Origin of the sequence: Nonomuraea sp. GTA35, from assembly GCF_041950525.1 — a bacterium.
Lineage (GTDB): Bacteria > Actinomycetota > Actinomycetes > Streptosporangiales > Streptosporangiaceae > Nonomuraea.
The window spans coordinates 830912-857058 of sequence record NZ_JBGNUV010000002.1; the positions used below are offsets into that span (position 1 = coordinate 830912).

General features: G+C 72.4%; 32 protein-coding genes and 1 tRNA gene. 23 read left to right on the forward strand and 10 right to left on the reverse strand.

The window, feature by feature from the left end; all coding sequences use genetic code 11:
• Nucleotides 1–44: 44 nt before the first annotated feature.
• Both ACBJ32_RS10415 and ACBJ32_RS10420 read right to left on the reverse strand, forming a co-directional pair.
• Nucleotides 45–1043: a zinc-dependent alcohol dehydrogenase family protein gene (locus tag ACBJ32_RS10415; RefSeq protein ID WP_375126548.1), complete on the reverse strand. Its 999-nt coding sequence runs from the start codon at nucleotides 1041–1043 to the stop codon at nucleotides 45–47.
• 96 nt (nucleotides 1044–1139) lie between these two features.
• Nucleotides 1140–1331, reverse strand: a complete 192-nt coding sequence (locus tag ACBJ32_RS10420; protein ID WP_357866306.1) for a hypothetical protein — start codon at nucleotides 1329–1331, stop codon at nucleotides 1140–1142.
• A gap of 162 nt (nucleotides 1332–1493) precedes the next feature.
• On the opposite strand from ACBJ32_RS10420, the gene ACBJ32_RS10425 reads away from it, so the two are divergent.
• On the forward strand, nucleotides 1494–1856 hold the full coding sequence (locus ACBJ32_RS10425) for a nuclear transport factor 2 family protein (protein ID WP_375126549.1): 363 nt from the start codon (nucleotides 1494–1496) through the stop codon (nucleotides 1854–1856).
• On the opposite strand, the gene ACBJ32_RS10430 is transcribed toward ACBJ32_RS10425, so the two are convergent.
• The gene (locus ACBJ32_RS10430) at nucleotides 1844–2053 is read right to left on the reverse strand and encodes a hypothetical protein (RefSeq protein WP_375126550.1); all 210 of its coding nucleotides are present in this window, start codon (nucleotides 2051–2053) and stop codon (nucleotides 1844–1846) included. The two genes, ACBJ32_RS10425 and ACBJ32_RS10430, sit on opposite strands and share 13 nt — an antisense overlap.
• Before the next feature lie 283 nt (nucleotides 2054–2336).
• On the opposite strand from ACBJ32_RS10430, the gene ACBJ32_RS10435 reads away from it, so the two are divergent.
• A complete protein-coding gene (locus tag ACBJ32_RS10435; protein WP_375126551.1) occupies nucleotides 2337–3176 on the forward strand; it encodes a GNAT family N-acetyltransferase in 840 nt (279 codons plus the stop codon).
• 21 nt (nucleotides 3177–3197) lie between these two features.
• Here the strand turns inward: ACBJ32_RS10435 and ACBJ32_RS10440 are convergent, their stop codons facing one another.
• Nucleotides 3198–3776, reverse strand: a complete 579-nt coding sequence (locus ACBJ32_RS10440; protein WP_357866299.1) for a helix-turn-helix transcriptional regulator — start codon at nucleotides 3774–3776, stop codon at nucleotides 3198–3200.
• An 89-nt stretch (nucleotides 3777–3865) separates the two neighbouring features.
• Between ACBJ32_RS10440 and ACBJ32_RS10445 the strand changes: the two genes are divergently transcribed.
• Genes ACBJ32_RS10445 through ACBJ32_RS10465 form a run of 5 tightly spaced genes read left to right on the forward strand, consistent with a single transcriptional unit; the run spans nucleotide 3866 to nucleotide 7241 of the window.
• Nucleotides 3866–4510 (forward strand): class II aldolase/adducin family protein, encoded by a 645-nt coding sequence (locus tag ACBJ32_RS10445; protein ID WP_375126552.1) that lies wholly within the window; start codon nucleotides 3866–3868, stop codon nucleotides 4508–4510.
• Complete coding sequence (locus ACBJ32_RS10450; protein ID WP_375126553.1) at nucleotides 4507–5397, forward strand: VOC family protein; 891 nt, start codon at nucleotides 4507–4509, stop codon at nucleotides 5395–5397. Before ACBJ32_RS10445 ends, ACBJ32_RS10450 begins: the two co-directional genes overlap by 4 nt.
• Nucleotides 5398–5400: 3 nt before the next feature.
• Entirely contained in the window at nucleotides 5401–5607 is a 207-nt protein-coding gene (locus ACBJ32_RS10455; protein WP_375126554.1) for a hypothetical protein, read from the forward strand.
• 1 nt (nucleotide 5608) lies between these two features.
• The gene (locus ACBJ32_RS10460; RefSeq protein ID WP_357866292.1) at nucleotides 5609–5809 is read left to right on the forward strand and encodes a tautomerase family protein; all 201 of its coding nucleotides are present in this window, start codon (nucleotides 5609–5611) and stop codon (nucleotides 5807–5809) included.
• A gap of 1 nt (nucleotide 5810) precedes the next feature.
• The gene (locus ACBJ32_RS10465) at nucleotides 5811–7241 is read left to right on the forward strand and encodes an aldehyde dehydrogenase (RefSeq protein WP_375126555.1); all 1431 of its coding nucleotides are present in this window, start codon (nucleotides 5811–5813) and stop codon (nucleotides 7239–7241) included.
• 59 nt (nucleotides 7242–7300) lie between these two features.
• On the opposite strand, the gene ACBJ32_RS10470 is transcribed toward ACBJ32_RS10465, so the two are convergent.
• The gene (locus tag ACBJ32_RS10470; protein WP_375126556.1) at nucleotides 7301–7912 is read right to left on the reverse strand and encodes a CGNR zinc finger domain-containing protein; all 612 of its coding nucleotides are present in this window, start codon (nucleotides 7910–7912) and stop codon (nucleotides 7301–7303) included.
• 136 nt (nucleotides 7913–8048) lie between these two features.
• On the opposite strand from ACBJ32_RS10470, the gene ACBJ32_RS10475 reads away from it, so the two are divergent.
• The 4 genes from ACBJ32_RS10475 (at nucleotide 8049) to ACBJ32_RS10490 (ending at nucleotide 10809) form a co-directional block, all read left to right on the forward strand.
• On the forward strand, nucleotides 8049–8501 hold the full coding sequence (locus tag ACBJ32_RS10475) for a VOC family protein (protein ID WP_375126557.1): 453 nt from the start codon (nucleotides 8049–8051) through the stop codon (nucleotides 8499–8501).
• A gap of 61 nt (nucleotides 8502–8562) precedes the next feature.
• The gene (locus tag ACBJ32_RS10480; protein ID WP_375126558.1) at nucleotides 8563–9447 is read left to right on the forward strand and encodes a pyridoxamine 5'-phosphate oxidase family protein; all 885 of its coding nucleotides are present in this window, start codon (nucleotides 8563–8565) and stop codon (nucleotides 9445–9447) included.
• Between the two features lie 24 nt (nucleotides 9448–9471).
• Nucleotides 9472–9663, forward strand: a complete 192-nt coding sequence (locus ACBJ32_RS10485) for a ferredoxin (RefSeq protein ID WP_357866285.1) — start codon at nucleotides 9472–9474, stop codon at nucleotides 9661–9663.
• A gap of 3 nt (nucleotides 9664–9666) precedes the next feature.
• Nucleotides 9667–10809 (forward strand): NAD(P)/FAD-dependent oxidoreductase, encoded by a 1143-nt coding sequence (locus ACBJ32_RS10490; protein ID WP_375126559.1) that lies wholly within the window; start codon nucleotides 9667–9669, stop codon nucleotides 10807–10809.
• A gap of 108 nt (nucleotides 10810–10917) precedes the next feature.
• Here ACBJ32_RS10490 and ACBJ32_RS10495 read toward each other — a convergent pair.
• Nucleotides 10918–10994: transfer RNA gene (locus ACBJ32_RS10495), tRNA-Pro, on the reverse strand.
• Between the two features lie 96 nt (nucleotides 10995–11090).
• Here ACBJ32_RS10495 and ACBJ32_RS10500 point away from each other — a divergent pair.
• From ACBJ32_RS10500 to ACBJ32_RS10515, 4 genes are all read left to right on the forward strand, one after another.
• On the forward strand, nucleotides 11091–11516 hold the full coding sequence (locus tag ACBJ32_RS10500) for a helix-turn-helix domain-containing protein (RefSeq protein WP_357866282.1): 426 nt from the start codon (nucleotides 11091–11093) through the stop codon (nucleotides 11514–11516).
• 68 nt (nucleotides 11517–11584) lie between these two features.
• Complete coding sequence (locus tag ACBJ32_RS10505) at nucleotides 11585–12133, forward strand: hypothetical protein (RefSeq protein ID WP_357866280.1); 549 nt, start codon at nucleotides 11585–11587, stop codon at nucleotides 12131–12133.
• A gap of 5 nt (nucleotides 12134–12138) precedes the next feature.
• A complete protein-coding gene (locus ACBJ32_RS10510) occupies nucleotides 12139–12945 on the forward strand; it encodes a hypothetical protein (protein WP_375126560.1) in 807 nt (268 codons plus the stop codon).
• A gap of 6 nt (nucleotides 12946–12951) precedes the next feature.
• Nucleotides 12952–13152, forward strand: coding sequence for a hypothetical protein (locus ACBJ32_RS10515; RefSeq protein ID WP_357866276.1), 201 nt, complete (start codon nucleotides 12952–12954; stop codon nucleotides 13150–13152).
• A gap of 58 nt (nucleotides 13153–13210) precedes the next feature.
• Here the strand turns inward: ACBJ32_RS10515 and ACBJ32_RS10520 are convergent, their stop codons facing one another.
• Both ACBJ32_RS10520 and ACBJ32_RS10525 read right to left on the reverse strand, forming a co-directional pair.
• Entirely contained in the window at nucleotides 13211–13624 is a 414-nt protein-coding gene (locus ACBJ32_RS10520) for an ATP-binding protein (RefSeq protein WP_375126561.1), read from the reverse strand.
• Between the two features lie 16 nt (nucleotides 13625–13640).
• The gene (locus ACBJ32_RS10525) at nucleotides 13641–14411 is read right to left on the reverse strand and encodes a SigB/SigF/SigG family RNA polymerase sigma factor (protein ID WP_357866273.1); all 771 of its coding nucleotides are present in this window, start codon (nucleotides 14409–14411) and stop codon (nucleotides 13641–13643) included.
• A gap of 176 nt (nucleotides 14412–14587) precedes the next feature.
• Here ACBJ32_RS10525 and ACBJ32_RS10530 point away from each other — a divergent pair, with 176 nt between their 5' ends.
• Complete coding sequence (locus ACBJ32_RS10530) at nucleotides 14588–14944, forward strand: STAS domain-containing protein (RefSeq protein WP_357867066.1); 357 nt, start codon at nucleotides 14588–14590, stop codon at nucleotides 14942–14944.
• Nucleotides 14945–14957: 13 nt separating this feature from the next.
• On the opposite strand, the gene ACBJ32_RS10535 is transcribed toward ACBJ32_RS10530, so the two are convergent.
• Entirely contained in the window at nucleotides 14958–15677 is a 720-nt protein-coding gene (locus ACBJ32_RS10535; protein WP_375126562.1) for an ANTAR domain-containing protein, read from the reverse strand.
• Nucleotides 15678–15735: 58 nt separating this feature from the next.
• Between ACBJ32_RS10535 and ACBJ32_RS10540 the strand changes: the two genes are divergently transcribed.
• The 5 genes from ACBJ32_RS10540 to ACBJ32_RS10560 all read left to right on the forward strand — a co-directional run bounded on the left by ACBJ32_RS10540 (nucleotide 15736) and on the right by ACBJ32_RS10560 (nucleotide 22185).
• Nucleotides 15736–17568, forward strand: a complete 1833-nt coding sequence (locus tag ACBJ32_RS10540; protein ID WP_375126563.1) for a SpoIIE family protein phosphatase — start codon at nucleotides 15736–15738, stop codon at nucleotides 17566–17568.
• A gap of 157 nt (nucleotides 17569–17725) precedes the next feature.
• The gene (locus ACBJ32_RS10545; protein ID WP_375126564.1) at nucleotides 17726–18778 is read left to right on the forward strand and encodes a glycosyltransferase; all 1053 of its coding nucleotides are present in this window, start codon (nucleotides 17726–17728) and stop codon (nucleotides 18776–18778) included.
• An 81-nt stretch (nucleotides 18779–18859) separates the two neighbouring features.
• A complete protein-coding gene (locus tag ACBJ32_RS10550; protein ID WP_375126565.1) occupies nucleotides 18860–20302 on the forward strand; it encodes an AAA family ATPase in 1443 nt (480 codons plus the stop codon).
• Between the two features lie 22 nt (nucleotides 20303–20324).
• A complete protein-coding gene (locus ACBJ32_RS10555; protein ID WP_375126566.1) occupies nucleotides 20325–21041 on the forward strand; it encodes a glycoside hydrolase family 16 protein in 717 nt (238 codons plus the stop codon).
• A 277-nt stretch (nucleotides 21042–21318) separates the two neighbouring features.
• Nucleotides 21319–22185, forward strand: coding sequence for an alpha/beta fold hydrolase (locus ACBJ32_RS10560; RefSeq protein ID WP_375126567.1), 867 nt, complete (start codon nucleotides 21319–21321; stop codon nucleotides 22183–22185).
• Between the two features lie 123 nt (nucleotides 22186–22308).
• On the opposite strand, the gene ACBJ32_RS10565 is transcribed toward ACBJ32_RS10560, so the two are convergent.
• Nucleotides 22309–23400 carry a helix-turn-helix domain-containing protein gene (locus ACBJ32_RS10565; protein ID WP_357866260.1) on the reverse strand — a complete coding sequence of 364 codons (1092 nt, stop codon included), beginning with the start codon at nucleotides 23398–23400 and terminating at the stop codon, nucleotides 22309–22311.
• 76 nt (nucleotides 23401–23476) lie between these two features.
• Between ACBJ32_RS10565 and ACBJ32_RS10570 the strand changes: the two genes are divergently transcribed.
• Both ACBJ32_RS10570 and pruA read left to right on the forward strand, forming a co-directional pair.
• Nucleotides 23477–24394 carry a proline dehydrogenase family protein gene (locus tag ACBJ32_RS10570; protein WP_375126568.1) on the forward strand — a complete coding sequence of 306 codons (918 nt, stop codon included), beginning with the start codon at nucleotides 23477–23479 and terminating at the stop codon, nucleotides 24392–24394.
• Nucleotides 24395–26020 (forward strand): L-glutamate gamma-semialdehyde dehydrogenase, encoded by a 1626-nt coding sequence (pruA, locus tag ACBJ32_RS10575; protein ID WP_375126569.1) that lies wholly within the window; start codon nucleotides 24395–24397, stop codon nucleotides 26018–26020.
• Nucleotides 26021–26147: the final 127 nt, after the last annotated feature.

Below are 26147 nucleotides of genomic sequence, written 5' to 3' on the forward strand. Positions count from 1 at the left end.
CGTTCCGGTAAACGAAAGTTAACGCTCACGCTGGCCGGCGAGCATCAGGGGACGGTGACCACGATCTTGCCGACCTGCGCGTTCGACTCCAGGTAGCGGTGCGCCCCGGCAATCTCGTCCAGCTCGAAGGTGCGGTCCACGACGGGCCTGAAGGCCCCGGAGCGCAGCCCGGACGCCACGAACGCCGCCGCGCGGCGCAGCCGCTCGGGCCTGGTCGTCGTCTCCAGCATCGTGTACGTCCGCATGGCCACCGCCGGCATGCCGAGCTCGATCCCCGGATAGGGCGTCGGCTGCCCGCTCAGCGCCCCGTACACCAGCAGCATGCCGCCGTCCGCGACCGCCCGGGTCAGGTCCCGCACGCCGGGGCCCGCGACCGCGTCGAGGACGAGCTCGGCGCCCCGGCCGCCGGTGGCCGCCAGCACCCGCTCCGCCACGTCCTCCTCCTGCTCGGTGACGATCACCTCGGCCGCGCCCTCCTTCAGCAGCGCCTCCTTCTTGGCGGCGGTGCGGGTCAGGGCGATCGGCGTGGCGCCGAGGCGGTCGGCGACGTGGATGGCGGCCAGCCCCACGCTGCTGGAGGCCGCGTTCAGCACGACCGTGTCGCCGGGCCGCATCCCGCCGGTCTCCATCAGCGCGCCGTAGGCCGTCACGTACGACATCCACACGGCGGCGCCCTCGACCGCGCCGATCCCTTCCGGGCGGCGCAGCACCGCCGCGGCGGGCACGATCATCCGCTCGCCGTACACGCCGTAGTCGTTCATCGAGAACGTCTGCACCGTGCTGACCGGCTGCCCCGGCCGCACCCCGGTCACCCCCGCGCCGACCGCCTCCACGACGCCGGCCGCCTCCGTGCCCAGCGTGGCGGGGAAGCGCTTCACCGGCTCGATGTACCGGCCGGAGCGGAACAGCGTCTCCGACCGGTTCAGCCCGATCGCCTCCACCCGGATCCGCACCTCGCCGGGCCCCGGATCGGCTACCTCGACGTCCTCGATCCGCATCACCTCGGGCCCGCCGAGCTCGCGGAACACCACTGTCCTGGCCATCACTCAGTCCTTCCGTCACAGGGAACGCGGGGTCCACTGCAGCACGGAAGTTCGATGGCTGTCAAACTTTGATGTCTGTCGTACTACGACATGCCTTCAGACCGGGCGCTTGGCCCCCGACTCGCCGTCGGCCAGCACCATGGCGCTCTGCGGCGTGCGGACCACGTTCGCGTCGGTGCACGGGTCCGACGCGCCGTCCGCCCGCGCCGGGGAGGCGCCCAGCGCCAGCACGGCGACCAGCGCGGCGGTCGCGGCGGCGGCACGACGGGTCCGGGTACGGAACTGCATGGGTCCTCCACTCGACCGGCGATCAGGGCGGTGCTGCTCACCAGCATCGAGCCCACACCCCCGCCCGTCCACCCCGAATCCTCCCTTTTCTGCTAGTTGCACGCCGCGCCTGGTCCCGTATCGTCCCCACCAACGATCCTGATCACGTGAGAGGTGACCGGCATGTCCGTCGCTGCGATACGACACGTCTTCCAGGTGGTGGACTCGTTCGACGTCGACGAGTTCGTGAAGTTGTTGTCCGAGGACGCCACGCTCGTGTTCGCCAACGCCGAGCCGGCGGTCGGCCGCGAGGCCATCGCCGCCGGGCTCCGGACGTTCTTCGCCACGATCGGCGGGCTGCGGCACCGCATCGTCAGGACCTGGCAGACCGGTGACGACAGCATCGCCGAGACCGAGGTCACCTACCGGCGGCTCGACGGCAAGGACGTCAGCGTCCCGGCCGTGTCGATCTGGCGCACCGGCTCCGACGGCCTGATCTCCGACTACCGCATCTTCGTCGACCTCGCCCCGGTCTACGCGGCGTAGCCCGCGAGGAGCCGGCAGCCCTGACCGTCGGCTGCGGCCGCCTCGTCCATGGAGCCGGCCCGATCCCCCACCTGCCCGTCCACCCGACCTGTGTCACCGCGATCGGCGAGCGACTCGGCACCGGCATCGCCATCCCGCCCCGGGCGCAACCCGCCTTCCCGGAACGCCACGCCGCCCTCCCACGCTGGAGTCCTCACGCGAGGACTTGAAAGTCCCCGCACAAGGACTTTAGAGCCGGCCTGGCCATCACCCGCTACGCCGTCCGCCGCGGACGCGCTGGTCGCCGCCGAGCCGGACGAGCTGGCCGGCCGGGTCGCCCCCGTGCTCCAGCGCTACCTCACCGGCCGGGCGCCCGCCGGGTCGCGGCCGGCTCGCCCGGTGCCACCTGGCACATATCCGGCCTGACGGCGCCGCCCCGGATCACAGCGATCGTCGCCGTCCCTAGAATCTGACCGGTAGCGGGCGGACGGAGGCAGGGACGTGCTGGAGACCGGTGTGCGGGCGGCGGCGGAGGGCGACATGCCGGCCGTGCGAGGCGTGGCCCGGCGCTTCGGCCTGCTGGGCGGCTGGGGCCCCGGCCTCCCCGATCTCCCCGACTTCCTCGACGCCGAGCGTCTCTTCGGGACGCTGCTGATCGCGCCTGCCCAGCCCGGGGACGAGGGCGGGCAGGCGCGGGGATTCGGCGGGACCCTGCGCAGGGGCGGGCTCACCCACCTGGGCGACCTCTTCGTCCTGCCCGCCCACCAGTCGTCGGGGCTCGGCCGGGCCCTGCTGGCGGGGCTGCTGGCCGGGGACGGCCCCAAGGCGACCTTCGCCTCGTCCGACCATCGCGCGCTGGCCCTGTACGTGCGGCACGGGCTGCGTCCGTGGTGCCCGCTGCTCTACCTGACCGGGCCGGCGACGGCCCTGCCCGGCCCGCCGGTACGCGTGACGTCTCCTGACGAGGTCGCGGCCCTGGACGCCGCCGTCGCGGGCGGCGACCGCGGGCGAACCCTCGCCTGGTACGCGGCCCTGCCCGGGGTCACCGCGTACGCGGCGGGCGAAGGATACGCCTTCGTCCGCGCCACCGCCGATCAGGCGCTGGTCGGCCCAGCGGGTGGAGCCGCACCGCGGGACTGCGTGAACGCCGTCCTCGGCGCCCTGGCCGTCACCGCGACGCCGGGCACGGCGAAGATCGCCGTACCGGGCACGCATCCTCTCGTGCCGGTGCTGCTCGCGGCCGGCTGGCGGATCCGCGACCTGGACACCCTCATGGCCGACGACGCCGCCCTCGCCCTGATCCACCCCGACCGCTACGTCCCCCATCCGGACCTCGGCTGAGGAACGCCGGAGCCCTCGCGGTCAGGTGTCCTCGGCCAGGAGGCGCAGGCTCTCGCGGGCCCAGTCGGCGCGGGCCTGCGCGACGGCGATCTGGCCGGCGAAGACGTGCGCCTTCAGCCTGGCGATCCGGTCGTGCTCGGCCGGCGGCCGGTTCTTCAGCCGTTCCTTGAGCAGGTCGGTCTCCTTGGCCAGCAGCGCCTCGCTGTGGGCGCGCCATTCGGCGATCAGCTTCTCCTGCTCGGCGATGTACGTCCGCAGCACGGCCGCGGCCTGCTCCGGATCGACCATGTCGAAGAAGAGCGCCTGCAGGAAGAACGCGTCCCGCACCGGCGGCGCGGCGTGGCCGGTGCCCACCCAGGCGCGCAGCTCCTCCAGCCCCCGCTCGGTGATCGAGTAGACCATCCGCCTCAGCTTCGTGCCGCGGATCTCCTGCTGCCCCTCGATCAGGCCGGCCTGCTCCATCTGCCGCAGCGTCGGATAGATCTGGCTGTGCGGCGCGGACCACACCCAGCGCGGGGCGGCCTCGAAGAAGCGGGTCAGCTCGTACCCGTTCATCGGGCGCGCCTCCAGGACGCCGAGCAGCGCGTGCTGAAGCGACATGCCCCTCAGCATAGGGAGGGCCACAGAACCCCTAGAACATGTATCGAGATACATGTATGGTCCTGCCTGATCGACAAGGAGGTCGTGGTGTGAAGGCAGAGCTGGCGGACGCGGGCCGGGTGCTCGCGGCGGCCGGGCTGGTCACCGCGTTCGGGCACGTGTCGGCGCGGCTACCGGGCGATCGGCTGCTCATGACGCCGCCCGTGCCGCTGGGCACGCTCGGCCCCGACGCCCCGTACGCGGAGATCCCGCTGGACGCCGCCGGCCTGCCCGAAGGCGCGCCACGCGAGGCGTGGATCCACGTCGAGATCGCCGGGGCGCGCCCCGGCGTGGGCGCGATCTGCCGGGCGCAGCCGCCCACCGCCACCGCGCTGGCCTCGGCCGGGGTGCCGATCCTGCCGCTGCACGGGCAGGGCGCGTTCCTCGGCCCGGAGGTGCCCGTCCTCGACGACGCCGTGCTGGTACGCGACCGCGCCCGCGGCAGGGCGCTGGCCGAGCGCCTGGGCGACGCCCCCGCCCTCGTCATGCGGGGCAACGGCGCGGTGACCGTCGGCGCGAGCGTCGGCGAGGCCGTCGCCCTGATGTGGGTGCTGGAGGCCAGCGCCCGCATGAACGCCACCGCCGCGGCCTCGGGCACCCCCGTCCCCCTCACGCCCGCCGAGCAGGACGCGTGGCGGGCCGTGCGATCCGAACTGTCCGGCCGCATCTGGTCCCATCTCCGGGAGTCGTCATGATCGAGTTGACCGACATCGCCTACGTCCGCTCCGGCGCCGCCGACCTGGACACCGCCGTGCGCTTCGCCGTGGACATCGTCGGCATGGAGCTGACCACCCAGGAGGACGGCGTCGCCTACCTGCGCGCCGACCAGCGCCACCACTGCCTGGCCCTGGTCGAGGGCGAGTCCGGGGTGATCAGCTCCGGGTTCCTGGTCCGCGACGAGGACGCGCTGGCCGCCGCCGAGACCGAGCTGGAGAAGGCCGGCATCGCCGTCGCCCGGGGCGACGCCGGCGCCGCCCGCTCCCGCCGCGTCCGCGACTTCATCGCCTTCGACGACCCCTTCGGCAACCGCATCGACCTGGCGATCGACCAGGTCACGCTGACCGCGCCCGTGCACGGCGGCCGCGCGGCCGGCATCACCGAGTTCGGCCACCTGTGCCTGGACGCCCCCGACGTGCGCGAGGCGTACCGCTTCTGGAACGGCCACTTCAACGCCCGCGTCTCCGACTGGATCGGCGACTGGGCCTGCCTCATGCGCATCGACCCGGTCCACCACAAGCTGGCCGTCTTCCAGGGCAGCCGGCCGGGCCTGTGCCACATCAACTTCCAGGTCGCCTCGCTCGACGACGTCATGCGCAACTGGCACTTCCTGGAGGCCAGCGGCGTCGAGATCGAGATGGGACCCGGCCGCCACCCGCAGTCCACGGCCGTCTTCGTCTACTTCAAGGGCCCGGAGGGCATCACGTACGAGTACTCCTGGGGCGTGCGGCTCATCACCGACGAGGACGCCTGGCGGCCCCGCTACTTCGACCCGGCCGAGCCGGGCTCCATCGACATGTGGCAGGGCCCGACCCGCCGCGTGCACACCCAGCCCCAGATCCGCCGGCCGCTCGGGCAGAGCTGACCCATGACCGACTGGACCATCGAGCGCACCGCCGAGGTGCTGCTGGAGGCGGAGCGCGACCGCGCGGACCGCGGCCCCAACACCGCCGAGTGGCCCGGCCTGGACCTGGCCACCGCCTACCGCGCGCAGCAGGCGGTGCCGCCGCGGCGCGGCTCGCCGGTGACCGTACGCTTCGCCGGCCTCGGCGGGCTGACCGTGGCGGGGGTGTGACATGCCGCTGGTCGAGGTGACGCTGTCAGAAGGGCGCGATCCTGCCGCGATCCGGGCGCTCATCCACGAGGTGCACGCCGCCGTGGAGCGCTCGCTCGGCGCCCCCGCGCAGAGCATCCGGGTGATCGTACGCGAGGTGCCGCGCACCCACTGGGCGGCAGGCGACGAGACGCTCGCCGAACGAGACTCCCGAGGAGGCTGACATGGAATTCTTCGGACACGTGATCGACGGCGCGGAGGTGAAGTCCGCGAGCGGCGAGACGTTCGCCGACGTCGACCCCTACACCCGCGAGCCCTGGGCGGAGGTGGCGCTCGGCGGCGCCGGCGAGGTGGACCGGGCCGTGACGGCGGCCCGCCGGGCCTTCGACGAAGGCCCCTGGCCGCGGATGAGCCGCACCGAACGCGGCCGGCTGCTGCACCGCCTGGCCGACCTCATCGCCGCCGACACGGACAAGCTGGCCCTGGCCGACACCCGCGACATGGGCAAGCCGATCGCCCAGAGCCGCGGCAAGGACGTGCCCCGCTCCGCCGACAACTTCCGCTTCTTCGCCGACCACGCCCGGCTGACGCCCGCCGAGGCCCTGCCCATGGACTCCGGCCACCACGCCTACACCCGCTACGACCCCGTGGGCGTGGCCGCCGCCATCGCGCCGTGGAACTTCCCGCTCATGCTGGAGACCTGGAAGATCGCGCCCGCGCTGGCCTGGGGCAACACGGTCGTGCTCAAGCCCGCCGAGGACACCCCCGCCTCGGCCACCATCCTCGCCCGGCTCGCGCTGGAGGCGGGCCTGCCGCCCGGCGTGCTGAACGTCGTGCACGGCTACGGCCCGGACTCCGCCGGCCAGGCGCTCACCGAGCACCCCGGCATCGACCGCATCACCTTCACCGGAGAGTCCGCGACGGGGCGGGTCATCTCGGCCGCCGCCGCCCGGAACCTGGTGCCGGTCAGCCTGGAGCTCGGCGGCAAGGGCGCCAACGCCGTCTTCGCCGACGCCGACCTGGACAACGCGGTGAGCTGGTCCCTTCGCGCGATCTTCACCAACGCCGGCCAGGTCTGCCTGGCGGGCTCCCGCCTGTACGTGCAGCGGCCGGTCTTCGAGGAGTTCCTGGCCCGCTTCACGGCCGGCGCCGAGGCCATGCGCCTGGGCGACCCCAAGCAGGAGAGCACCGAGATCGGCCCGCTGGCCTCCGAGACCCACTACCGCAAGGTCCGCGGCTACGTCGAGACCATCGCCGGCGAGGGCGGCACCGTGCACTCGGGCGGGCTCGGCGACGGCTGGTTCGTCCGGCCCACCATCGTCACCGGCATGCCCGCCACCGGCCGCCACCAGCGCGAGGAGATCTTCGGCCCGGTGGTCACGGTCACCCCGTTCGACACCGAGGACGAGGTCGTGGCGCTCATGAACGGCACCCGCTACGGGCTCAACGCCATGCTGTTCACCGAGAACCTGTCGCGCGCCCACCGCGTCTCGGCCCGCCTGCGCGCCGGCACGGTCTGGGTGAACTGCTTCTTCATCCGCGACCTGCGCGCTCCCTTCGGCGGCGTCGGCGACTCGGGCGTCGGCCGCGAGGGCGGCACCTTCAGCCGCGAGTTCTTCACCGAGCCCAAGGCCGTCGTCATGCAGATCAGCTGACCGTCGAAACTCCTCACCAGCACGGCGCCTCCGGTCTCACCTCGTGAGCGAGGCGCCGTTCAGCTCTCCGCTCCCCCGGCCCGGGGCCCCTGCCGCACCTTGGCGTAGTGGCGGGCGGCCCGGGCGCGGTTGCCGCAGCCGGGTGAGCACCACTCGCGCCGCGGGCTCTCGCGGACGAAGTACAACACGCAGCCGGGGCCGTGGCAGGCGCGCAGCTCGTGGCGGAGCGGCCCGGCGAACAGGGCGACGGCGTCCTCGGCCAGCCACCCGAGCGCCGCCGTGACGGGCCGGCCCGCGGTGCGCACCGCCATGTGCGGCTCGGGGTCCGTGCGCAGCTCGCGCCACCGCGGGGCCTGGCTCGCATGGCGGTTCAGGGTCGCGACCACGGCCGGATCGGGTTCGCGGCCGTCCACGATCGCGGCGGCGAGCGAGCGGATGACGTCCCTGAGCTCCCTGGCGGCCTGCAGGTCGCCGTCGGTCACGCCGTCGAGGTCGGCGTCCGCGAGCGTGACCGCCAGGCGCGGGCGCATGTCACGCAGCCACGCCGCCAGGTGCCCGGCGTTCTGCAGCCCCTCCTTGGGACGGCCTCTGGCCGCGTACGAGGTGTTGCCGAGTTCGATCGGCGGCGGTTCGCCCAGGAGCGGGGCGCCGCCACCCGCAAGATGTGCCACTTCCACTTTTCTAACGCTACCTCCGAGTTGACACCGCTAGAAACGGCTGCCAGCATTCTAATGGCAAGCAGGTCTACAGTCCGTTAGAAACGGAGCTGCAGCCTCGTCCTTTCCCGTCCAGCTTGGAGTACTTCGCATGAGCACACCGGCCTTCCAGACCGGGCACGTCGCCCTGAACGTGACCGACCTGGCACGTTCCACCTCCTTCTACGGCACGGTCTTCGGCTTCGAGGTGATGGCCGAGCGGACCGACGGCGACCGCAGGTTCGCCCTCCTCGGCCGCGACGGCACCCTGGTGGTGGCGTTGTGGCAGCAGAGCGGCGGCACGTTCGTCACCGATCGCCCCGGCTTGCACCACCTGTCGTTCCAGGTGCCCGACATCGAGGCGGTCCGCCGCTCCGAGGCCGTCCTGAAGGACCTCGGGGTGGAGTTCGCCTACGACGGGATCGTGCCGCACGGGGAGGGCGCGGCCTCCGGCGGCGTCTTCTTCACCGACCCGGACGGCATCCGCCTGGAGATCTACGCGCCCACCGGCGCCGACCTCGCACCGGCGCCCGTCCAGGGCGCTCCGACGTGCGGCTTCTTCTAACAGAGCCGCCGGCGCCCGGGCCGTACGCCGCGGCCCGGGCCGGCAACGGAAGGGATCATCCATGCTTCACCAAGGCGAACGCGCGGTGCAGCGCCGCGCCGGAGTGACGGCCGACGGCTGGGGATCGGCCGGCGTGGGCGCGGCCGTCCCCCCGGTGGCCGCGGAGTTCCTCAGCCTGCAGCGCCTGGTGGTGATCGCGGCCGCCGACGACGCCGGCTCCCCATGGGCCGGTGCGCTCACCGGCCCGCCCGGGTTCATCACCGCGCCCGATGACCGTACCGTCGTCGCCGACGGGCTGCCCGGAGCCGGCGATCCGCTCGCCGGCGCGTTCGACGCGGGGCGGGACATCGGCATCCTCGCGATCGAGCCGTCCAGCCGCAGGCGCATGCGGGTCAACGGCCGTGCCCGCCGCGACGGTGGCCGGCTCGTGGTCCGCACCGAACAGGTGTACTCCAACTGCCCGAAGTACATCCAGACCCGCACCCACGCCGACGCCGCGCCTCCGGCGGGCAGGACGGCACGCGTCACCGGCGAGCTGACCGCCGAGCAGCGGCGGTGGATCGCCGGGGCCGACACGTTCTTCATCGCCACCCGGGTGGCGGGGCTGGGGGCCGACGCGTCGCACCGCGGCGGCAACCCCGGATTCGTCACGGTGTCCGGCGCTCGCCGCCTGACGTGGCCCGACTACCTCGGCAACTCGATGTACATGACGCTGGGCAACCTCGAGCTCGAACCGCGCTGCGGGCTGCTCTTCCTGGACTGGGAGAACGGGCACACGCTGCACCTGACCGGCCGGGCCCGCGTCGACTGGGATCCGGCCCGAGCCGCCGCCGTGCCAGGCGCGCAGCGCCTGATCGACTTCGACGTCGAACGAGTCGTCCAGGTCACCGGCGGCCTCCCCCAGCGCTGGTCCTTCGGCAAGTACTCGCGGTTCAACCCCGCCTGACCCCTCCCCGGACGAAAGGAAGCCATGCGCGTCCGTGTCGACATGACCCTGTGCGAGACCCATGCCCAGTGCGTGTTCGCCGCTCCGGCGGTGTTCGCCCTCAACGACGATGACGAGCTGGTGTACGACGCCACGCCCGATGACGCGCTGCGGCCCGCGATCGAGCAGGCCGTGCGGGCCTGCCCGGTGGGGGCCATCTCCCTGGACGGGGGTTGAGCGATGCGCCGCATCGCCATCGCCGGCGCCGGCCTGGCCGGGCTGACCGCCGCGCAGGAACTGCGCCGCCTCGGATACGACGGCGAGATCAGCATGGTCGGCGCCGAGCGCCACCTGCCCTACCGCAGGCCGCCCCTGTCCAAGGAGTTCCTGCTCGATCACGATGCCGACGTCGGGCTGCCCGGCACCGGCGAACTCGGCGCGACCTGGTTGCTGGGCCACGCGGCCACCGGCCTGGACCTGCCCGGCCGCCGGCTGCACCGCGGCGCCCTGGAGCCCGTCACGTTCGACGGTCTGGTCATCGCCACCGGAGCGCGGGCCAGAACGCTGCCGGGCACCGGTGGCCTGCCCGGCGTGGTCACGCTGCGCGGCCTCGACGACGCCCGGGCGCTGCGTGCCGCGCTCGGCGCCCGTCCCCGCGTGGTGATCGCCGGCGCCGGGTTCATCGGCTCGGAGCTCGCCGCCACCCTGCGCGGCCTGGACCTGCGGGTCACCCTGGTGGATCCCGGCCGGGTGCCGCTGCGCCGGCCGCTGGGTGAGCGCCTCGGCGCCGTCATCGCTGACCTGCACCGGGCCCACGGCGTCGACCTGCGGCTCGGCCGCCGCGTGGTCACCGCCGCCGGCGCCGGCCGGGTGGAGCGCGTGCACCTCGACGACGGCACGGTGCTCCCGGCGGGCCTGCTCGTCGTGGCTCTCGGCGCCGAACCGGAGACCGGCTGGCTGCGCGGCACCGGGCTGCGCCTGGACGACGGTGTCGTCGTCGACCGCCACGGGCTGGCCGCGCCGGGGGTGGCGGCGGCCGGAGACGTCGCCCGCCGGCCGTCCGGCCTGCTCGGCGGACAGCTCGTGCGGGTGGAGCATTACAGTGACGCCGCCGGGCAGGGCGCGCACGCGGCCCGGTCGCTGCTCGGCGCCGCCGCCCCGGCCGGCCCGGTGCCGTCGTTCTGGTGCGACCTGTACGGCCACCGGCTGCGCTCTGTCGGGGTGACCGGCACCGGCTGCCGGCCGCGGCTGATCCACCTCGAACCGGATGGCCGGTTCCTCGCCGAGTACCACCGCGACGGACGCGTCGTCGGCGCGGTGACGGCCGGCTTCGTACGCCACCTGGCCACCTATCGCCACCTGCTGGCCGGCGAGTACGCATGACCAGCCGCACCGCCGGAGCCGCCGCGGGTACTGCTCCAGCAGGCTGCGGACGGATATGCGAAAGGGTGTCACCCTGATGAGTGACACCCTGATCGACCAGCGAAAACCTGGTCGGGACGACAGGATTTGAACCTGCGACCCCTTGACCCCCAGTCAAGTGCGCTACCAAGCTGCGCTACGTCCCGGCTGTGTCGGCCGCCCCTCTTGGGGGCGAGACGTCATAACCTTAGCGCACATCGGACGTGCACGCGTACACGGAGAGCGGGAGCGGAGGCTGCCAGGTGGGGCGCAAGCCGACCATTGATCGCCAGGAGCTGGCACGGCGGGTGGCGGAGGGGATGAGCGTGCAGGATCTGGCCGCTCACTTCGGCGTCAGCGAGTCAGGGGTGCTGCAGGCCAAGCGGGCCGCCGGGCTGGCCAAGCCGATGCTGGACCACAGCGCCGCGCTCCCGTGGAAGCTGGCCCGCGCGCACGCCCAGTCGGGGCCGGCCACGAACCTGCGGAACCTGTCGGCCGCGGCCCAGGGCAAGCCGCCGGCGGCGGAGCGGCTGAACACGGCGCTGCGGTGGGCGCAGCGGCTCGTCGAGGCCGGGCTCGACGTGCGCTACGACGCCGCCGAGGGCTTCACCGAGGTGCCCGCCGCCCCTCAGGGCTCGCACGTCGCATCCGTGCTTGCCGCGGCCAGGAAGGCGCTCGACGCCCGCTGAGAAAGGCGTTTCGACCTGCCGTTCGAGGGCAGTCGCTGGTCTCGACACAGAGACCGGAGGCGAACATCATGACCACCTGGGCTTGGGTGGCCGTCGTCGTGGTCGCGGTGGTGGCGCTCGCCGCAGTCGGCTATTTCGTGCTGCAGCAGCAGAAGCGCCGCACCCATCTCCGCGAACGCTTCGGCCCCGAGTACGAACGCATAGTCGCCGAGCACGACAACCGCCGCGAGGCGGAGCAGGAGCTGCTCGACCGCGAGCAGCGGCATGCGGAGCTCGACATCCGCCCTCTGACGCAGGAGTCGCGCGACACCTACGCCAACCGGTGGACCGAGGTGCAGGAACGTTTCGTGGACGCGCCCGGGTTCGCGGTGACCGAGGCAGACCAGCTGGTCACCGCGGTCATGGCGGAGCGGGGTTACCCCACGGAGGACTTCGAGCAGCGGGTGTCCGATCTGTCGGTGGGGCACGCCGCGACACTCGACCACTACAGGACGGCTCACGAGATCAGCGGGCGCGCGGCCAGGAAGGAGGCCTCCACCGAGGACCTCCGGCAGGCCATGGTGCACTACCGCGCGCTGTTCGAGGAGCTGCTGCATGAAACCACCCGAGGACGGTGAACGATATGAGCAGCGACGAGCTGAAGGTCCCGTCGCAGCAGCAGCGCAACGACGTGCCGGACAACGACAACGACAACGACCGCGACAACGATCACGACAGGGACAGGGACGCGCTGAGGAACGACCCCGTCGACGGCGACGAGCTCGCCCGCAGCGAGGCCAGGACCGAGAACCTTCCCCGGCACAACGACGAGGAGGACGACGGCACGGGCCGCGGCCCGCGCCTCGACGACGAGCACGCGGCGGCCGTCCCGGGCGCCGCCACTCCCGCCGCCGCCGTTCCGGGAGCCCCTGTTCCCGGCGCCGTTCCGGCAGTCCCTGTTCCCGGCGCCGCCGTCCCCGACGACGAGGCCCCCTACCGGGACCCGTACGCCAGGACCGACGGCGACATGCTGGCCGAGCCCGACCCGGCCCACGCCACCCAGGGCTCCCACGCCGCCCCCGACGACATCGTGCTGTTCGACCAGGACCCCGCCGAGGTGCAGGCCCGCTGGCGCGACCTGCAGTCCTCCTTCGTGGACGACCCCGGCCAGGCCGTGCAGCGGGCCGACGGTCTGGTCGGCGAGGTGGTGGACTCCCTGACCAGCACCCTGACCAACCGGACCAACGCCCTGCGCGACCGCTGGAAGGAGACCGGGAGCAGCGCCGACACCGAGCAACTGCGCCTGGCCCTGCGCGACTACAGGACGGTCCTGGAACGCCTGCTGGCGCTGTCCAGCAAGTCACCGGCACAGCCGGCACAGTCAGCGCAGTCAGCGCAGCCGGCGCAGACCTCGCAGCCTGATCCGTTCCAGAGTCAGGGAATGAGGTGACATGACATGCTCGCGGTCATCGCAGCGATCATCTTCGGGCTGGGCTTCCTGCTCGACCTGGTAGGCGCGACGATTCCCGGCGGGTTCTCCGGCATGACGTTCGTCCTGCTGGGGCTGACCCTGCTGGCCCTGCACCAGGCAGGCGTCGGCACGGCCAGCATCCGCACGGGTTACAGCAACTGGCGCGGCGGCCGAGCCCGCCGATAGATGAACCGACAAGGATCGCCGGGCGGCCGTGCCGCCCGGCGATCTGCTGCTCGGAGGGTCAGCCCTTGCCGGGGAACCTCATGATCACCGTGCTGCCGCCGCTGCCGACGCGCAGGGTCAGATCCGAGGAGAGCAGCCGCGCGACCCACAGCCCCATGCCGCCCACGGCGCCCGGCATGGGCCCCGGCTTCCAGGCGCCCTCGTCGTGCACCTCGACGATCAGATCCCCGCTGATCACCCAGGTACGCATGCGGGCGTCCGCGGCCCCGTGGGTGACGGCGTTGGTCGCCACCTCGTTGACGGCGATGACGAAGTCGCCGATGACCTCTTCCGGCATGCCGACGGCACGAGCTTCTTCCTCGGCGAACTGCCGGACCTCTGGCAGGTCCGGCAGCCGGAACAGCAGCGACTTCACGGGCGCGCCGGGTGGCGGGCTCGTGTAGCCCGACTGAGGCTCGACGTCCTCGTTCACCCGGCGACCGCCTTCGTCAGCCGACCAGCTCGGTGCGAAGCTGGTCGAGAACTTTGCGGAGAATGCGCGAAACATGCATCTGGGAGATTCCGAACTCGGCCGCGATCTCGGCCTGCGTCATGTTGCCGAAGAAGCGCAGCAGCAGGATGTGCTTCTCGCGGGAGGGCAGCGCGTCGATGAGCGGTTTGACGGCTTCCCTGTCGACCATGTTGCTCAGCGTGTCGTCGTCCTCGGGGATGACGTCGCCGAGCGAGGCGGCGTCGTCGTCGGTGCCCAGCGGCGCGTCGAGCGACAGAGTGCTGTAGGCGGCGGAGGCGTCGAGCGTGAGCAGGACGTCCTCCTCGCTGATGTTCATCTTGGTGGCCAGCTCGGCCACGGTCGGGGACCGGCCGAGGTCCTGGCTGAGGTCGGCCACGAGCCGGTTGAGCTCGGAGCGGCGCTCCTGGTAGAGCCGGGGCACCCGGATGGCCCAGGTACGGTCGCGGAAGTGACGCTTGACCTCGCCGGTCATCGTCACGACCGCATACCCCCGAAACGCGTGCCCGAGGGTGGGGTCGAAGCCGTTGACGGCCTTCATCAGGCCAACATACGCGGCCTGGAGGAGATCTTCCAAAGGTTCGCCGCGGTAGCGGTAGCGCCGGGCGATCTCCATGGCGAGCGGCCGGTGCATCTCGACGATGCGCTCGCGCAGACGCTCCCTGTGGCTGTCGGGCGTCTCTTCCCTGACCATCTCGGCCAGAAGTTCTTCCGCGGTCATCTCCTCGAGGATGTATTCCTGCACAGCCATCGCTGCTCCTCATATGGGTCGCAGGCGGCCTGCCGCACAAGGAAAAAGCCCATGCAGAGGCACGCCTCGCTCTACTCTCGAGACCGAAGCCCTCTGCTGGACTTCGGCTCCAGTATCCCCCATGTGGCGGGAAGTATTCCTCGATCGCGTGGTGACAGTAGGGTTGCCCCGTGACAATGCCGGAGAACGGCGAGGAGCCAGTGGCGGCCCTCAGCCTGACGTCGTCGACCGTGGACGAGATCACCGTGGTCAGGGTCGATGGCGTGCTCGACGCCACGACACGGGCCCAGTTCGCCGACTACCTGACGATGGCGGGCTCGGACCTGATCCTGGACCTGGCCGGGGTGACGTTCATGGATTCGCGCGCCCTCGGGCTGATCGTGCACCACTGGCAGACCAGTCTGGCGGCGGGCGCCAAGTTCGCGCTGATCGGGGTCGAGTACTCCAAGTCCAAGGTGATGTGGATCACTGGCCTGGCTCAGCGTCTGCCGCTCTACGACACGCTGGAGGACGCGCTGGCCGCCATCAAGTGAACGGCCGGCCGCCTCAGCGCCGCGCCGATTTGCGCTGGTGCTCGTCGACCAGCAGCCTGGCCAGGTCGGCCACCTTGACCTGGTGGTGCTGGGAGATCCTGCGCAGCTCCTCGAAGGCGGCCTCGGCGGTGCATCCGCTGGTCTGCATGATGATGCCCTTGGCCTGGTCGATCACGGAGCGGCCGGCCAGGGCCTCCTGGAGCTGCGCGTGATCGGTGCGCACCTCCTCGAAGTCCGACATGTTGGCTATGGCCACCCCGACCTGCTCGCTCAGCATGTCGGCCAGCGAGCCCGCTCCCTGGGGGGAGAAGGCGCCTGGCCGTACGGAGTACAGGCCCACGACGAGCAGGGCGGGCGGTGCCTCGATGGGGACGACGAGCACCGAGCGCACGCCCCAGCGGGTGGCCAGCGCGTCGTAGCGGGGCCAGCGGGTCTCCTTGAGCACGTCCGGCACCGTGGCACGGCCGCCGCTCTGCCTGGCCTCGATGGAGGGGCCCTCCCCGAGCTCGCGCTCGCCCTCGACGAGCATGATGAGCTCGCTGTGGGAGCCGGAGACGATGACCCGGTGGTCGCGCCAGTGCTCGGCGGAGGCGCCCGAGCAGTTGGGGACGCCGTTGGCCAGGGCTGTGGTCAGGCCGCGCAGCACGCTTTCCGTCGAGGTGTCCTCCCCCAGCCGGCCCAGGGCGGCGAGGTCTCGGGCGAGCACGGGGGTGATCATCGCGGTCGATTCCATAGCAACAAGCTTCTACCCCTTATGGCTAGCATTATCCCGAGTGGCGTAGCGTCAGACCATGACCATGCCGGACCTCGAACACGCGCTTGACGCGCTGGCCGGGCGCGTCTCCTCGTTGCGTGAGGCGAGGACCGCCTACCCCGCCGACCTGGCGCCCACCCTGGATGCCGCGCTGGCCGAGCTCGACACCGCCGCCGAACTGCTGGCCGAGGCCCGCGAAGAGCTGCGCAAGGCTCCCAAGCGGGCCGGCGGCCGCAAGGACGGCGGCCAGCGGGAGCTGAAGCTGCTGCGCCAGGTCCTGCGGGCCTTCCCGGTGCCCGTCATCGTGCTCGACGGTGGCGGCGTGGTGCGGCGGATCAACCCCGAGACCTCCCGCGTGCTGGGCAGCCCCGACGGCTACCTGGTGGGGCGCTCGTTCCCGCTGCTGGTGGACGTGTCGCGGCGGGCGGCGTTCCGCTCGCACCTGACGTCGGTGCTGCAGACCGGGCAGCCGGCGGCGTTCGAGACGCGGCTGGCGCACCAGGGGCGCACGCACACCGTGCAGCTCGCGCTGACCAGGCTGACGATGCCGGGCGAGCCTCAGCAGATGGTGGCGGCGGTGGCGCTGCCGACCGAGGTGCAGCTCCCCGAGCCGGGCGCGCTCCGGCCCGAGCAGAGCGACGGCGCGCTGCTGCTGGCCGCGGCCAGGCGGCAGGACCTGCTGACGCGCATGGGCAGGCTGCTGCTCGACGAGGAGGCGCTGCTGCGCCCTGTCGCGCTGCAGCGGGCCTCGCGGCTGCTGGCGGCCGAATGGGCCGACTGGGTGATCGCCGACATGGTCCGCGACGGCGCGCCGCGCCGCTCGGTCGTCATGGCGCCGAAGAACCACCCGCTGGGCGAGCTCGTCCGGCAGATCGAGTCCGCCGACCCGTCGGCCGGCCAGCTCGTGCTGCAGGTGCTGGAGCGCGGCTCCGGCATGGTGCTGGAGATGGTGGACGACGACACGCTGCTCGGCTTCTGCGCCGACGGGCCGCTGCTGACCGCGATGGGCGCCGGCTCGGTGCTGTGCGTGCCGATCGGCCGCGCCGACGGGGTCCTGACGCTGGTGCGGGCGCACGACAGGCCGCCGTTCGCGCTGGCGGACCTGGCCGTCATGCAGGAGGTCGGGTTGCAGATCGGGCTGGCCGTGCGCGCCCAGAGCAGCTTCCAGAGCCGCTCGCGGGCCGCGGACGCCCTGTCGGCCAGCGTCGCCCCGCGCAACCTGCCCGACGTGCCCGGTTACGAGGCGGCGGCCGTCTACCACCCCGGCTCGTCGGTGGGCGCCGAGTTCTACGACGTGTTCCCCGTCTCGGGTGGCTGGGGCTTCGCGCTGGGCGGGGCCGCGGGCAAGGGCGAGGAGGCGGCCTCGGTCAGCGCCATGGTGCGCGGCGGGCTGCGCGTGCTCAGCGTCTGGGAAACCGATCCCGACCTGGTGATGCGCAAGGTCAACCAGGCCCTGGTGACGCAGGGCACGGGCATGTTCGTGATGGCCGTGGCCGGGTTCGTGAAGGGGCGGCAGATCCGGCTGTCGTCCGCCGGCCACCATCCGGCCGTGACGCTGCAGCCGGACGGCGGCGTGCGCTTCGCGGCGGGCGGCGGCGTGCCGCTGGGCATCTCGCCCGAGGCCGAGACCGGGGTGCAGACCCTGACGATCTCCCCGGGGGAGACGCTGTTGCTCTACTCGGAGGGGCTGATCTCCTCCAGGAACGAGCACGGCGAGCCGTACGGAGAGGAGCGGCTGGCCGACGTGCTCAGCCGGTGCGCGGGCCAGGCGCCGTCCACCGTGGTCAAGGCGGTGGAGGCGGACCGGCACGCGTTCTCCGGCGGCCAGGTCTGGGACGAGATCGTGGTCTTCGCGCTCCGAGGTGTCTGATCTGCGGGGGTTTGCGATCGACGGAAATCTGGGTATGGTCGGAGAAGTAGAACGACGTGCCTAAGACGCAGGCACACCTTCAAGGCTTTCCACGCTGAGGTGTGCCATGAATATCGCGATCGTCGCTTCCGCAAACGGTAACCAGCGCCACCGGATCATGTCCGTAGCACGCGAGCTGGGGCGCGAGCATCACGTCACCATCTACTCCCGCCGTGACAACGCCGATGGCAAGCCCAAGACGAGGGTGGCCCCGGGTGTCACGCTGGAGCACATCGACGTGGGGCCGGCCAAGGAGCTCGCGGGTGACGACGTGGTGCCCTACCTCAACGAGGTCGGCAACCAGTTGATGCAGCGGTGGAGCCACGAGCGCCCCGACGTGATCCACGCGCACTCGTGGACCGGCGGGCTGGTCGCCGTGGCGGGCGCCAAGGGGCTGGGAGTTCCGGTCACGCAGACGTTCCACACGGTCGACACCACGCACATGGAGCTGGAGCGGGCGCTCGGCCGCCGGGCCGACGCGGTCATCGCGGGCTCGGGCGACGAGGAGTCGGCGCTGATCAGGCTGGGCGTGCCGCGCGGCAACATCGCCGTGGTGCCGTACGGCGTGGACACCGAGCGCTTCCAGCGCCGGGGCGCGGTCGCCACGCGCGGCAGCCGCAAGCGCCTCCTGCACGTGGGGCCGCTCTCGATCGACCGCGGCGCGCACACCATCGTGCGGGCGCTGCCGGGCCTCGGGGACGTCGAGCTGGTCATCGCCGGCGGGCCCGAGCCGGAGGACCTCGACCAGGACCGGGACGCGCGCCGCCTGCGCGCGCTGGCGGAGCAGCTCGGCGTGTCCGACCGGGTGACGCTGCTCGGCCAGGTGAAGCGGGCCGCCGTGCCGAAGCTGATGCGCAGCGCGGACGCCGTGGTGTCGGTGCCGCGCGAGGCCGTGACGGGCATCGTGGCGCTGGAGGCGATGGCCTGCGGCGTGCCGGTGATCGCCTCGGCCGTGGGCGCGCACCTCGACTCCATCATCGACGGCGTCACCGGCCTGCTGGTGCCGCCGGACCGGCCCGCCCGCACCGCGCGGCTGGCCCGCGAGCTGCTCTACGACCCGACCCTGCGCACCGCGCTGGGCTACGCGGGCGCCGACCGGGCGCGCTCGCGTTACTCCTGGGAGCGGGTGAGCCAGGAGCTCGTACGCGTCTACGAGGCGGCCTGCGCCTGACCCCTTCGACACTCCGGCAGGTGGCGGTGGCCACCTGCCGGCGCCATTTCCAGACCATCCCCCGTGTGCGATCGTGCGCGCATGGACCTCCAAGACGCGCACGCGCTGGCCCACGCCCTCCAGAAGCTCTTCCACGACGCCCACAGAGTCATCGACGAGTCGCAGCCGACCTCCGAGCTGGCGGCCAGGGTGACGGAGCACCTGTCCTGCGCGCTGAAGGACCTGGTGTGCGTCACGCAGTCCTTCCAGAACTGGGAGCACGCCAGCCTCCAGCGCGGCGTGGACGCCTACCTGGAGACCAGGGGCGAGCCCGCCTGGTACGGCGTGTCGGGGCAGGGCCGGGCGCACAGCGACACGATCGACATCCTGACCATGTCCAGGCGCGGCTTCGAACACTTCGAGATCGGCGCGGTCGACTACGCCACCACCGCGATCGGCCCGGACCAGACGATCGACGTCGTGACGTTCGGCCTGGTCGAGACCGTCGCACCGGACGGCACGCCCATCGTGCTCGGCCTGCGCGGGCCGGCCGAGATGTTCGGCAGGGAGGGCTGCAGGGTCGAGGTCATCGCCGCGTCGCGGACGAGCGCCACCGCCGCGCGGGAGGAGATCGAGCGGCTGATGCGCCGGCACGACGTGATGCGCGGCCAGATCCTCACGTTCGGCGTCTCGGAGCACCGGGGCAACAGCCTGGTGGCGTTCCTGCCTCGCCCGGCGCTCGGGCCCGACGAGGTGATCCTGCCCGAGGGCGTCCTGGAGACGGTCGAGCGGCACGTGGCGGGCATCGGCCGGCACGCGCAGGCGCTGCTCGCCCGCGGCCAGCATCTCAAGCGCGGCCTGCTGCTGCACGGCCCGCCCGGCACCGGCAAGACCCACACGGTGCGCTACCTGATGGGCCGCATGCCGGGCGTGACGGTGGTGGTCATGGCCGGCACGGCCCTGCGCGCCATCTCCGACGCCGCGGCCCTGGCCAGACGCCTGCAGCCGGCGATCGTGGTGGTCGAGGACGTCGACCTGGTCGCCCACGAGCGCCGCTACTCCGAGGAGGGCAGCCCGCTGCTGTTCACGCTGTTCGACGCGATGGACGGCATCGGCGCCGACGCCGACGTCACGTTCATGCTCACCACGAACCGCGCGGACCTGCTGGAGGAGGCCCTCGCCGACCGCCCCGGCCGGGTGGACCTGGCCGTGGAGGTGCCCAGACCGGACCCGATCCGCCGGGCCGCGCTGCTGCGCCTGTACGGCGCCGGCCACCTGGCCGAACCGGACCTGGAGCGGCTGGTGACCAGGACCGAGGGCATGACCGCGTCGTTCTTCAAGGAGCTGCTGCGCCGGGCGGTGCTGGAGTCCCTGCGCGACGAGCCCGCCCCGGACAGGCCCGGCATGGAGCACCTGACGGTCGCGCTGGAGGAGATGCTGCGCGGCCACGAGGCCCTGACCCGTTCGCTGCTCGGCGCCCCGCGCACCGCCCCGCGTGCCGTCTCCAGAGTGACGGATGGGACAGAAGGGTTGTTATCCGAGTGAGATCTTTGCTTCGATGGACCGCATGCCTACACGCAGTCCGATCCTGGCGGCGGTGGCGCTCGCGGGCGTGGCCGTCCTCCCCCAGGCCGCGCACGCGCAGACCTCGGCGAGCTGGGGCCGCCCCGTCCTCGTGGAGAACTTCGACGGCTCCTCGATCGACACGAACCGCTGGATGGTCTACCACTCGCCCCAGGCCGCGCGTAACCCGCGCACGGGGAAGGCCGCCTCGGTCTCGGACGGCGTGCTGCGGCTGAAGGGCGGCCTGTACGGCGGCAAGGACCTGTCGGGCGGCGTGGCGACCCGGCTCGCCCAGGAGTACGGCCGGTGGGAGGTCAGGTTCAAGGCGGAGGCCGGGGCCGGGTACACGCCGGTGGCGCTGCTCTGGCCGGCCTCCCAGGACGGGGACTACTCCGAGGTCAACTTCGCCGAGATCGTCGACCCGAAGCGGCAGGGCGGCGGGATCTTCGTGCACAGCGGGCAGGGGCGTGCCAGGAAGGTGCTGCGGGGGGACTTCACGCGGTGGCACACGGTGGCGGTCGACTGGCTGCCGGGGCGGCTGACGTTCTGGATGGACGGGAAGAAGGTCTGGGACTATCGGGGAGCGCACGTGCCGGAGGGGCGGCGGATGGGGCTCGCGCTGCAGAACGACGTGGTGTGCGAGCCGCGCTGCCGCGACTCCGCCACGCCTGACACCGTGTCGATGTACGTGGACTGGGTGAAGGTCTACAAGGCTCGCTAGCGCGGTTCTTGCCCTGCCGCCTGGAACAGCGCCTCCATGCGAAGGTGGTGGCGGTGCAGGGCATCCGGCCGACGGTGGCCGCGTGGTCGCCGCGCATGTTCAGCGCCGGGCCGCTGCCCGGGATCCTCCCGTCCGCCCGGCATGAGAGCACCTGCTTCGCTGACCCGTGATGGGGTTTCGCGGTGTTGTACGCACCTGGCGGAGGCCGGGGTTCGAGCCGATGGGTTTCTGTCGGTTTCCTGGTCTAGATTGACGACCGACGAGAAGGAGCCACCCCATGACCGAGCCCAAGACCCACACCCTCGAGGTGCCCGGCGCCACCATCGCCTACGACGTGCGCGAGGCCGAGGGGAGCGGCGAGCCGATCCTGCTCATGATCGGCTCGCCGATGGACGCGACCGGATTCACCACCCTGGCCGGCCACTTCGAGGACCGCACGGTCGTGACGTACGACCCGCGCGGGGTCTCCCGGAGCAGACGGACCGACGGCCTGGCCGAGTCGACGCCCGAGCTGCACGCCGACGACCTGCACCGGCTGATCGACGCGATCGGCGGCGGCCCGGTCGACATCTTCGCCAGCAGCGGGGGCGCGGTGAACGCGCTGGCGCTGGTGGCGCGGCATCCCGGGCAGGTGCGCACGCTGGTGGCGCACGAGCCGCCGGTCGCCAAGGTGCTGCCGGACCGGGAGCGGGCGCTGGCCGCGATCAGGCACATGCGGCAGACGTACGAGCGTGAGGGCTTCGGGCCGGCGATGGCGCAGTTCATCTCGCTGACGAGCCACCGCGGCGAGTTCCCGGCGGATCCGAAGGAGCTGCCGGTGCAGGATCCGGCCATGATGGGCCTGCCGACGCAGGACGACGGGTCGCGCGACGACGCGCTGCTGGGGCAGAACCTCATCACCTGCACCCACTACGAGCCCGACTTCGAGGCGCTGCGGGCCGCCTCGACCCGCGTCGTGATCGGGGTCGGCGCCGAGTCGGAGGGGGAGATGGCCCATCGCGGGGGCGAGGGCGTGGCCGAGCGGCTCGGTACGAAGCCCGTGACCTTCCCCAGCAACCACGGGGGCTTCATGGGTGACGAGTTCGGCATGCCGGGCCAGCCCGAGGCCTTCGCCGTCACGCTGAGGCAGGTCCTGAGCGCGTGACGGCAGGGCCGCCTCGGAGCCGCACGGGCGCGCGGCCGGGCGACCTCCAGCCTCGTCAGCCGGACCGGTAACGGCCTCACCAGCCGGACCGGTAACGGCCTCTCAGCCGGGCGGCCCGCGGCCTCATGGGCGCGTAGCCGGGCGACCGTCCGGAGCCTCGTGGGCGCGTAGCCGGGCCGCCTTCAGCCCCATGTGCACGGCGAGCCGGTCGTCGCCGTCCGACAGGTCGCGGTGGATGAGGCGCTCGGCCTTGCCCAGCCGGTAGTAGAGCGTCTGGCGGTGGATGCCGAGCTCGGCGGCCGTCTTCTGCGCGTGGCCGCCGCGGTCGAGGTAGACCTCCACGGTCTGGGCCAGCTCGGTGTCCAGCGCCGCGGTCTCGTCGGCCAGCTCGCGCAGGTCCGCCTGGCTCAGCCGGGCCAGCAGGCGGTGCACGCCCAGGTCCTCCCAGCGGGCGATGGGCGCGTGGCGGGGGAAGTGCTCGGCGATGCGCAGCGCCTGGCGGGCCTCGCGCCAGCTCAGCCAGGCGTCGGCCGGGTCGGCGCGGGAGGCGCCGATGCCGGCCGCGGTGCCGTACGCGCTCTGCACGGTCTGCGCCACCTCCGCCGCCAGGTGGGCGGGGGCCAGCAGGGCGACAGGGGAGCCGGCGCGGGCCAGCACGCCGCGCGGGAGCGTCCAGAGTGCCGCCAGGCGCTCCTGCGACTCGCGGACGGCGATGGCCGCGACCGGGCCCGGCACCTCGATGGAGGCGCCGGCCCGCTCCTCCGGGTCGGCGGAGAGCAGGGCGCGCAGGCCGTGCCCGAGGTCCTGGCGGCTCCTGGCCTCCTGGGCGAGCGCGGCGGCGGCCCTGGCGACGAGCGGCGCGGCGGCGCGCAGGGTCTCGTCGGTCAGCTCGCCGGAGTCGAGCAGCCACAGGTAGCCGTAGGTGACGTCGGCGTGGCGCAGCGGCCAGCAGACTCTGGCCAGCACCTTGAGCTCGGCGTCGGCGGGGATCCTGACCGGGCCGCCGGCCCTGGCGATGCCGTAACGTTCGAAGTACTCGCGCACCTCCCCCGTGGCGCGCCGGCGCAGGATCGACTCCTGGCGGACCGTGTCGATGTCGCCGTGCTGCGCCCCGTACGCCAGCAGCCGGAACGAGCGGTCCTCCAGCGTCGCGGACGCGCCCAGCCGGGCGGCGATCTCGTCGACGATCTCTTGTAGGTCAGCCGAGTTGTGCATTTGTACGACAGCCTGCCACAAGCGGCGTTACGCCCGTCGATGGCCCCCTCTGAGCTGCGGTTTCTACACTGAACCCATGCTGGGTCAACTGCTGCTCGCCGCTTCGAGAAGCGGCGTCGTACGCCGCACCGTGTCAGGCTTCCCGCTCACGAAGAAGGTCGTGCAGCGGTTCGTCGCGGGCGAGGGCGTCCAGGAGGCCCGCGCCGCGATCGAGCGGCTGCGCGACGCCGACCTCGCCGTCACCGTGGACCACCTCGGCGAGGAGACGCTCGACGCGCGGGCCGCCGAGGACACCGCCAACGCCTACATCACGCTGCTGCAGGCCGTCGAGCCGCTCGGGCTCGGCGCCCGGGGCGAGGTGTCGGTGAAGCTGTCGGCCGTCGGCCAGCGGCTCGACGACTCGATGGCGCTGGAGCACGCCCGCGAGATCTGCGCCGCCGCGGCCGCCAACGGCTCGACCGTCACGCTCGACATGGAGGACCACACCACGGTCGACTCGACGCTGTCGATCCTGCGCAAGCTGCGCGAGGACTACCCGGCGACGGGCGTGGCGATCCAGGCGTACCTGTTCCGCAGCGAGCAGGACTGCCGCGACCTGGCCTCGGAGGGCTCCCGCGTGCGCCTGGTCAAGGGTGCCTACCGCGAGCCCGCGTCGGTGGCGCACCAGGGCAAGTCGGACGTGGACAAGGCGTACGTGCGATGCCTGCGGATCCTCATGGCGGGGAAGGGGTACCCCATGGTGGCGACGCACGACGACCGCATGATCGCGATCACCGAGCTGCTCGCCGACCGCTTCGGGAGGACGATCGGCGACCACGAGTTCCAGATGCTCTACGGAATCAGGACCGACCGGCAGGAGGCCCTGGCGGGAGCCGGTCACACGGTCCGCGTGTACGTCCCCTACGGCGACGACTGGTACGGCTACTTCATGCGCCGCCTCGCGGAGCGCCCGGCCAACGTCGCCTTCTTCCTTCGTGCCCTTGGGGGTAAGTAAATGGATGCCATCAGCAACGTCCCCGCACCCGCGAACGAGCGCGTGTACGGCTACGCGCCCGGCAGCGCCGAGCGGGAGACGCTGGCGGGCCGCATCAAGGAGCTGGCCGGCGCGTCGCTCGACCTGACCATGACCATCGGCGGCGAGCAGCGGCTCGGCGGCGGCGCCCCCATCGACGTGGTGCAGCCGCACAACCATGCCTCCGTCCTGGGCCGTACCAACGACGCTACGGCCCAGGACGTGCAGGACGCCATCGGGGCGGCGCTGAAGGCGGCGCCGGCGTGGCGGTCGCTGTCGTTCGACGAGCGGGCTGCGATCTTCCTGAAGGCCGCGGACCTGCTGGCGGGCCCGTGGCGGGCGACGCTGAACGCGGCGACCGTCCTGGGGCAGTCGAAGTCGGTGCAGCAGGCGGAGATCGACGCGGCCTGCGAGCTGATCGACTTCCTGCGCTTCAACGTGGCCTACGCCCGTCAGCTCTACGCCGACCAGCCGATCTCCTCGCCGGGCGTGTGGAACCGGATGGAGTACCGCCCGCTCGAGGGCTTCGTGCTGGCGATCACGCCGTTCAACTTCACCGCGATCGCGGGCAACCTGCCGACGTCGGCCGCGCTGATGGGCAACGTCGTGGTCTGGAAGCCGTCCCCGACGCAGCAGTTCGCCGCGCACTTCACGATGCGGCTGCTGGAGGAGGCGGGGCTGCCGCCGGGCGTGATCAACCTGGTGACGGGCAACGGGCAGGCCGTGTCGGAGGTGGCGCTGGCGCACCCGGCGCTCGCGGGCATCCACTTCACCGGCTCGACCGCGACGTTCCAGCACCTGTGGCGCACGATCGGCGAGAACATCTCCTCCTACCACGGCTACCCGCGCCTCGTCGGCGAGACCGGCGGCAAGGACTTCGTGCTCGCCCACCCCTCCGCCGACCCGGCCGTGCTCACGACGGCGCTGGTCAGGGGCGCGTTCGAGTACCAGGGGCAGAAGTGCTCCGCGGCGTCGCGGGCCTACGTGCCGCGCTCGCTCTGGAGCCGCATGCGTGACGACTTCGTCGCCACGGCCGAGTCGCTGACGGTGGGCGACGTGGCGGCGGACCTGTCGACGTTCATGGGCGCGGTCATCGACGGCCGGGCGTTCGCCAAGCACAAGGAGGCGATCGACCGGGCGCGCGCGGCCTCGAACATCGACGTGCTCACCGGCTCCTACGACGACTCCGTCGGCTACTTCGTCAAGCCGACCATCCTGGAGTGCGCGGACCCGGCCGACGAGATCTTCGTCAAGGAGTACTTCGGGCCGATCCTCGGCGTGCACGTCTACGAGGACCGCGACTACGACCAGGTCGTGGACCAGATGGAGGGCATCGCCCCGTACGCGCTGACCGGGTCGATCATCGCCCAGGACCGCTACGCCGTCGCCTCGGCCGCCGAGCGGCTGCGCTTCGCGGCGGGCAACTTCTACGTCAACGACAAGCCGACGGGCGCCGTCGTGGGCCAGCAGCCGTTCGGCGGCGGCCGCGCGTCCGGCACCAACGACAAGGCGGGCTCGATCTTCAACCTGACGCGGTGGGTGAGCGCCCGCGCGATCAAGGAGACGTTCGTGCCGCCGACCGACCACCGTTACCCGCACATGGGCTGAGCGCCCATCGCCGCCGAGAGCCCCCGGATCCTGCCTCCGGGGGCTCTCGGCGTTCTCGTCATGATCTTGGCGTAATCTGCAATATTCGTGTCGTTGACGCCACCCGGGCGCGCGACCAGCATGAAGG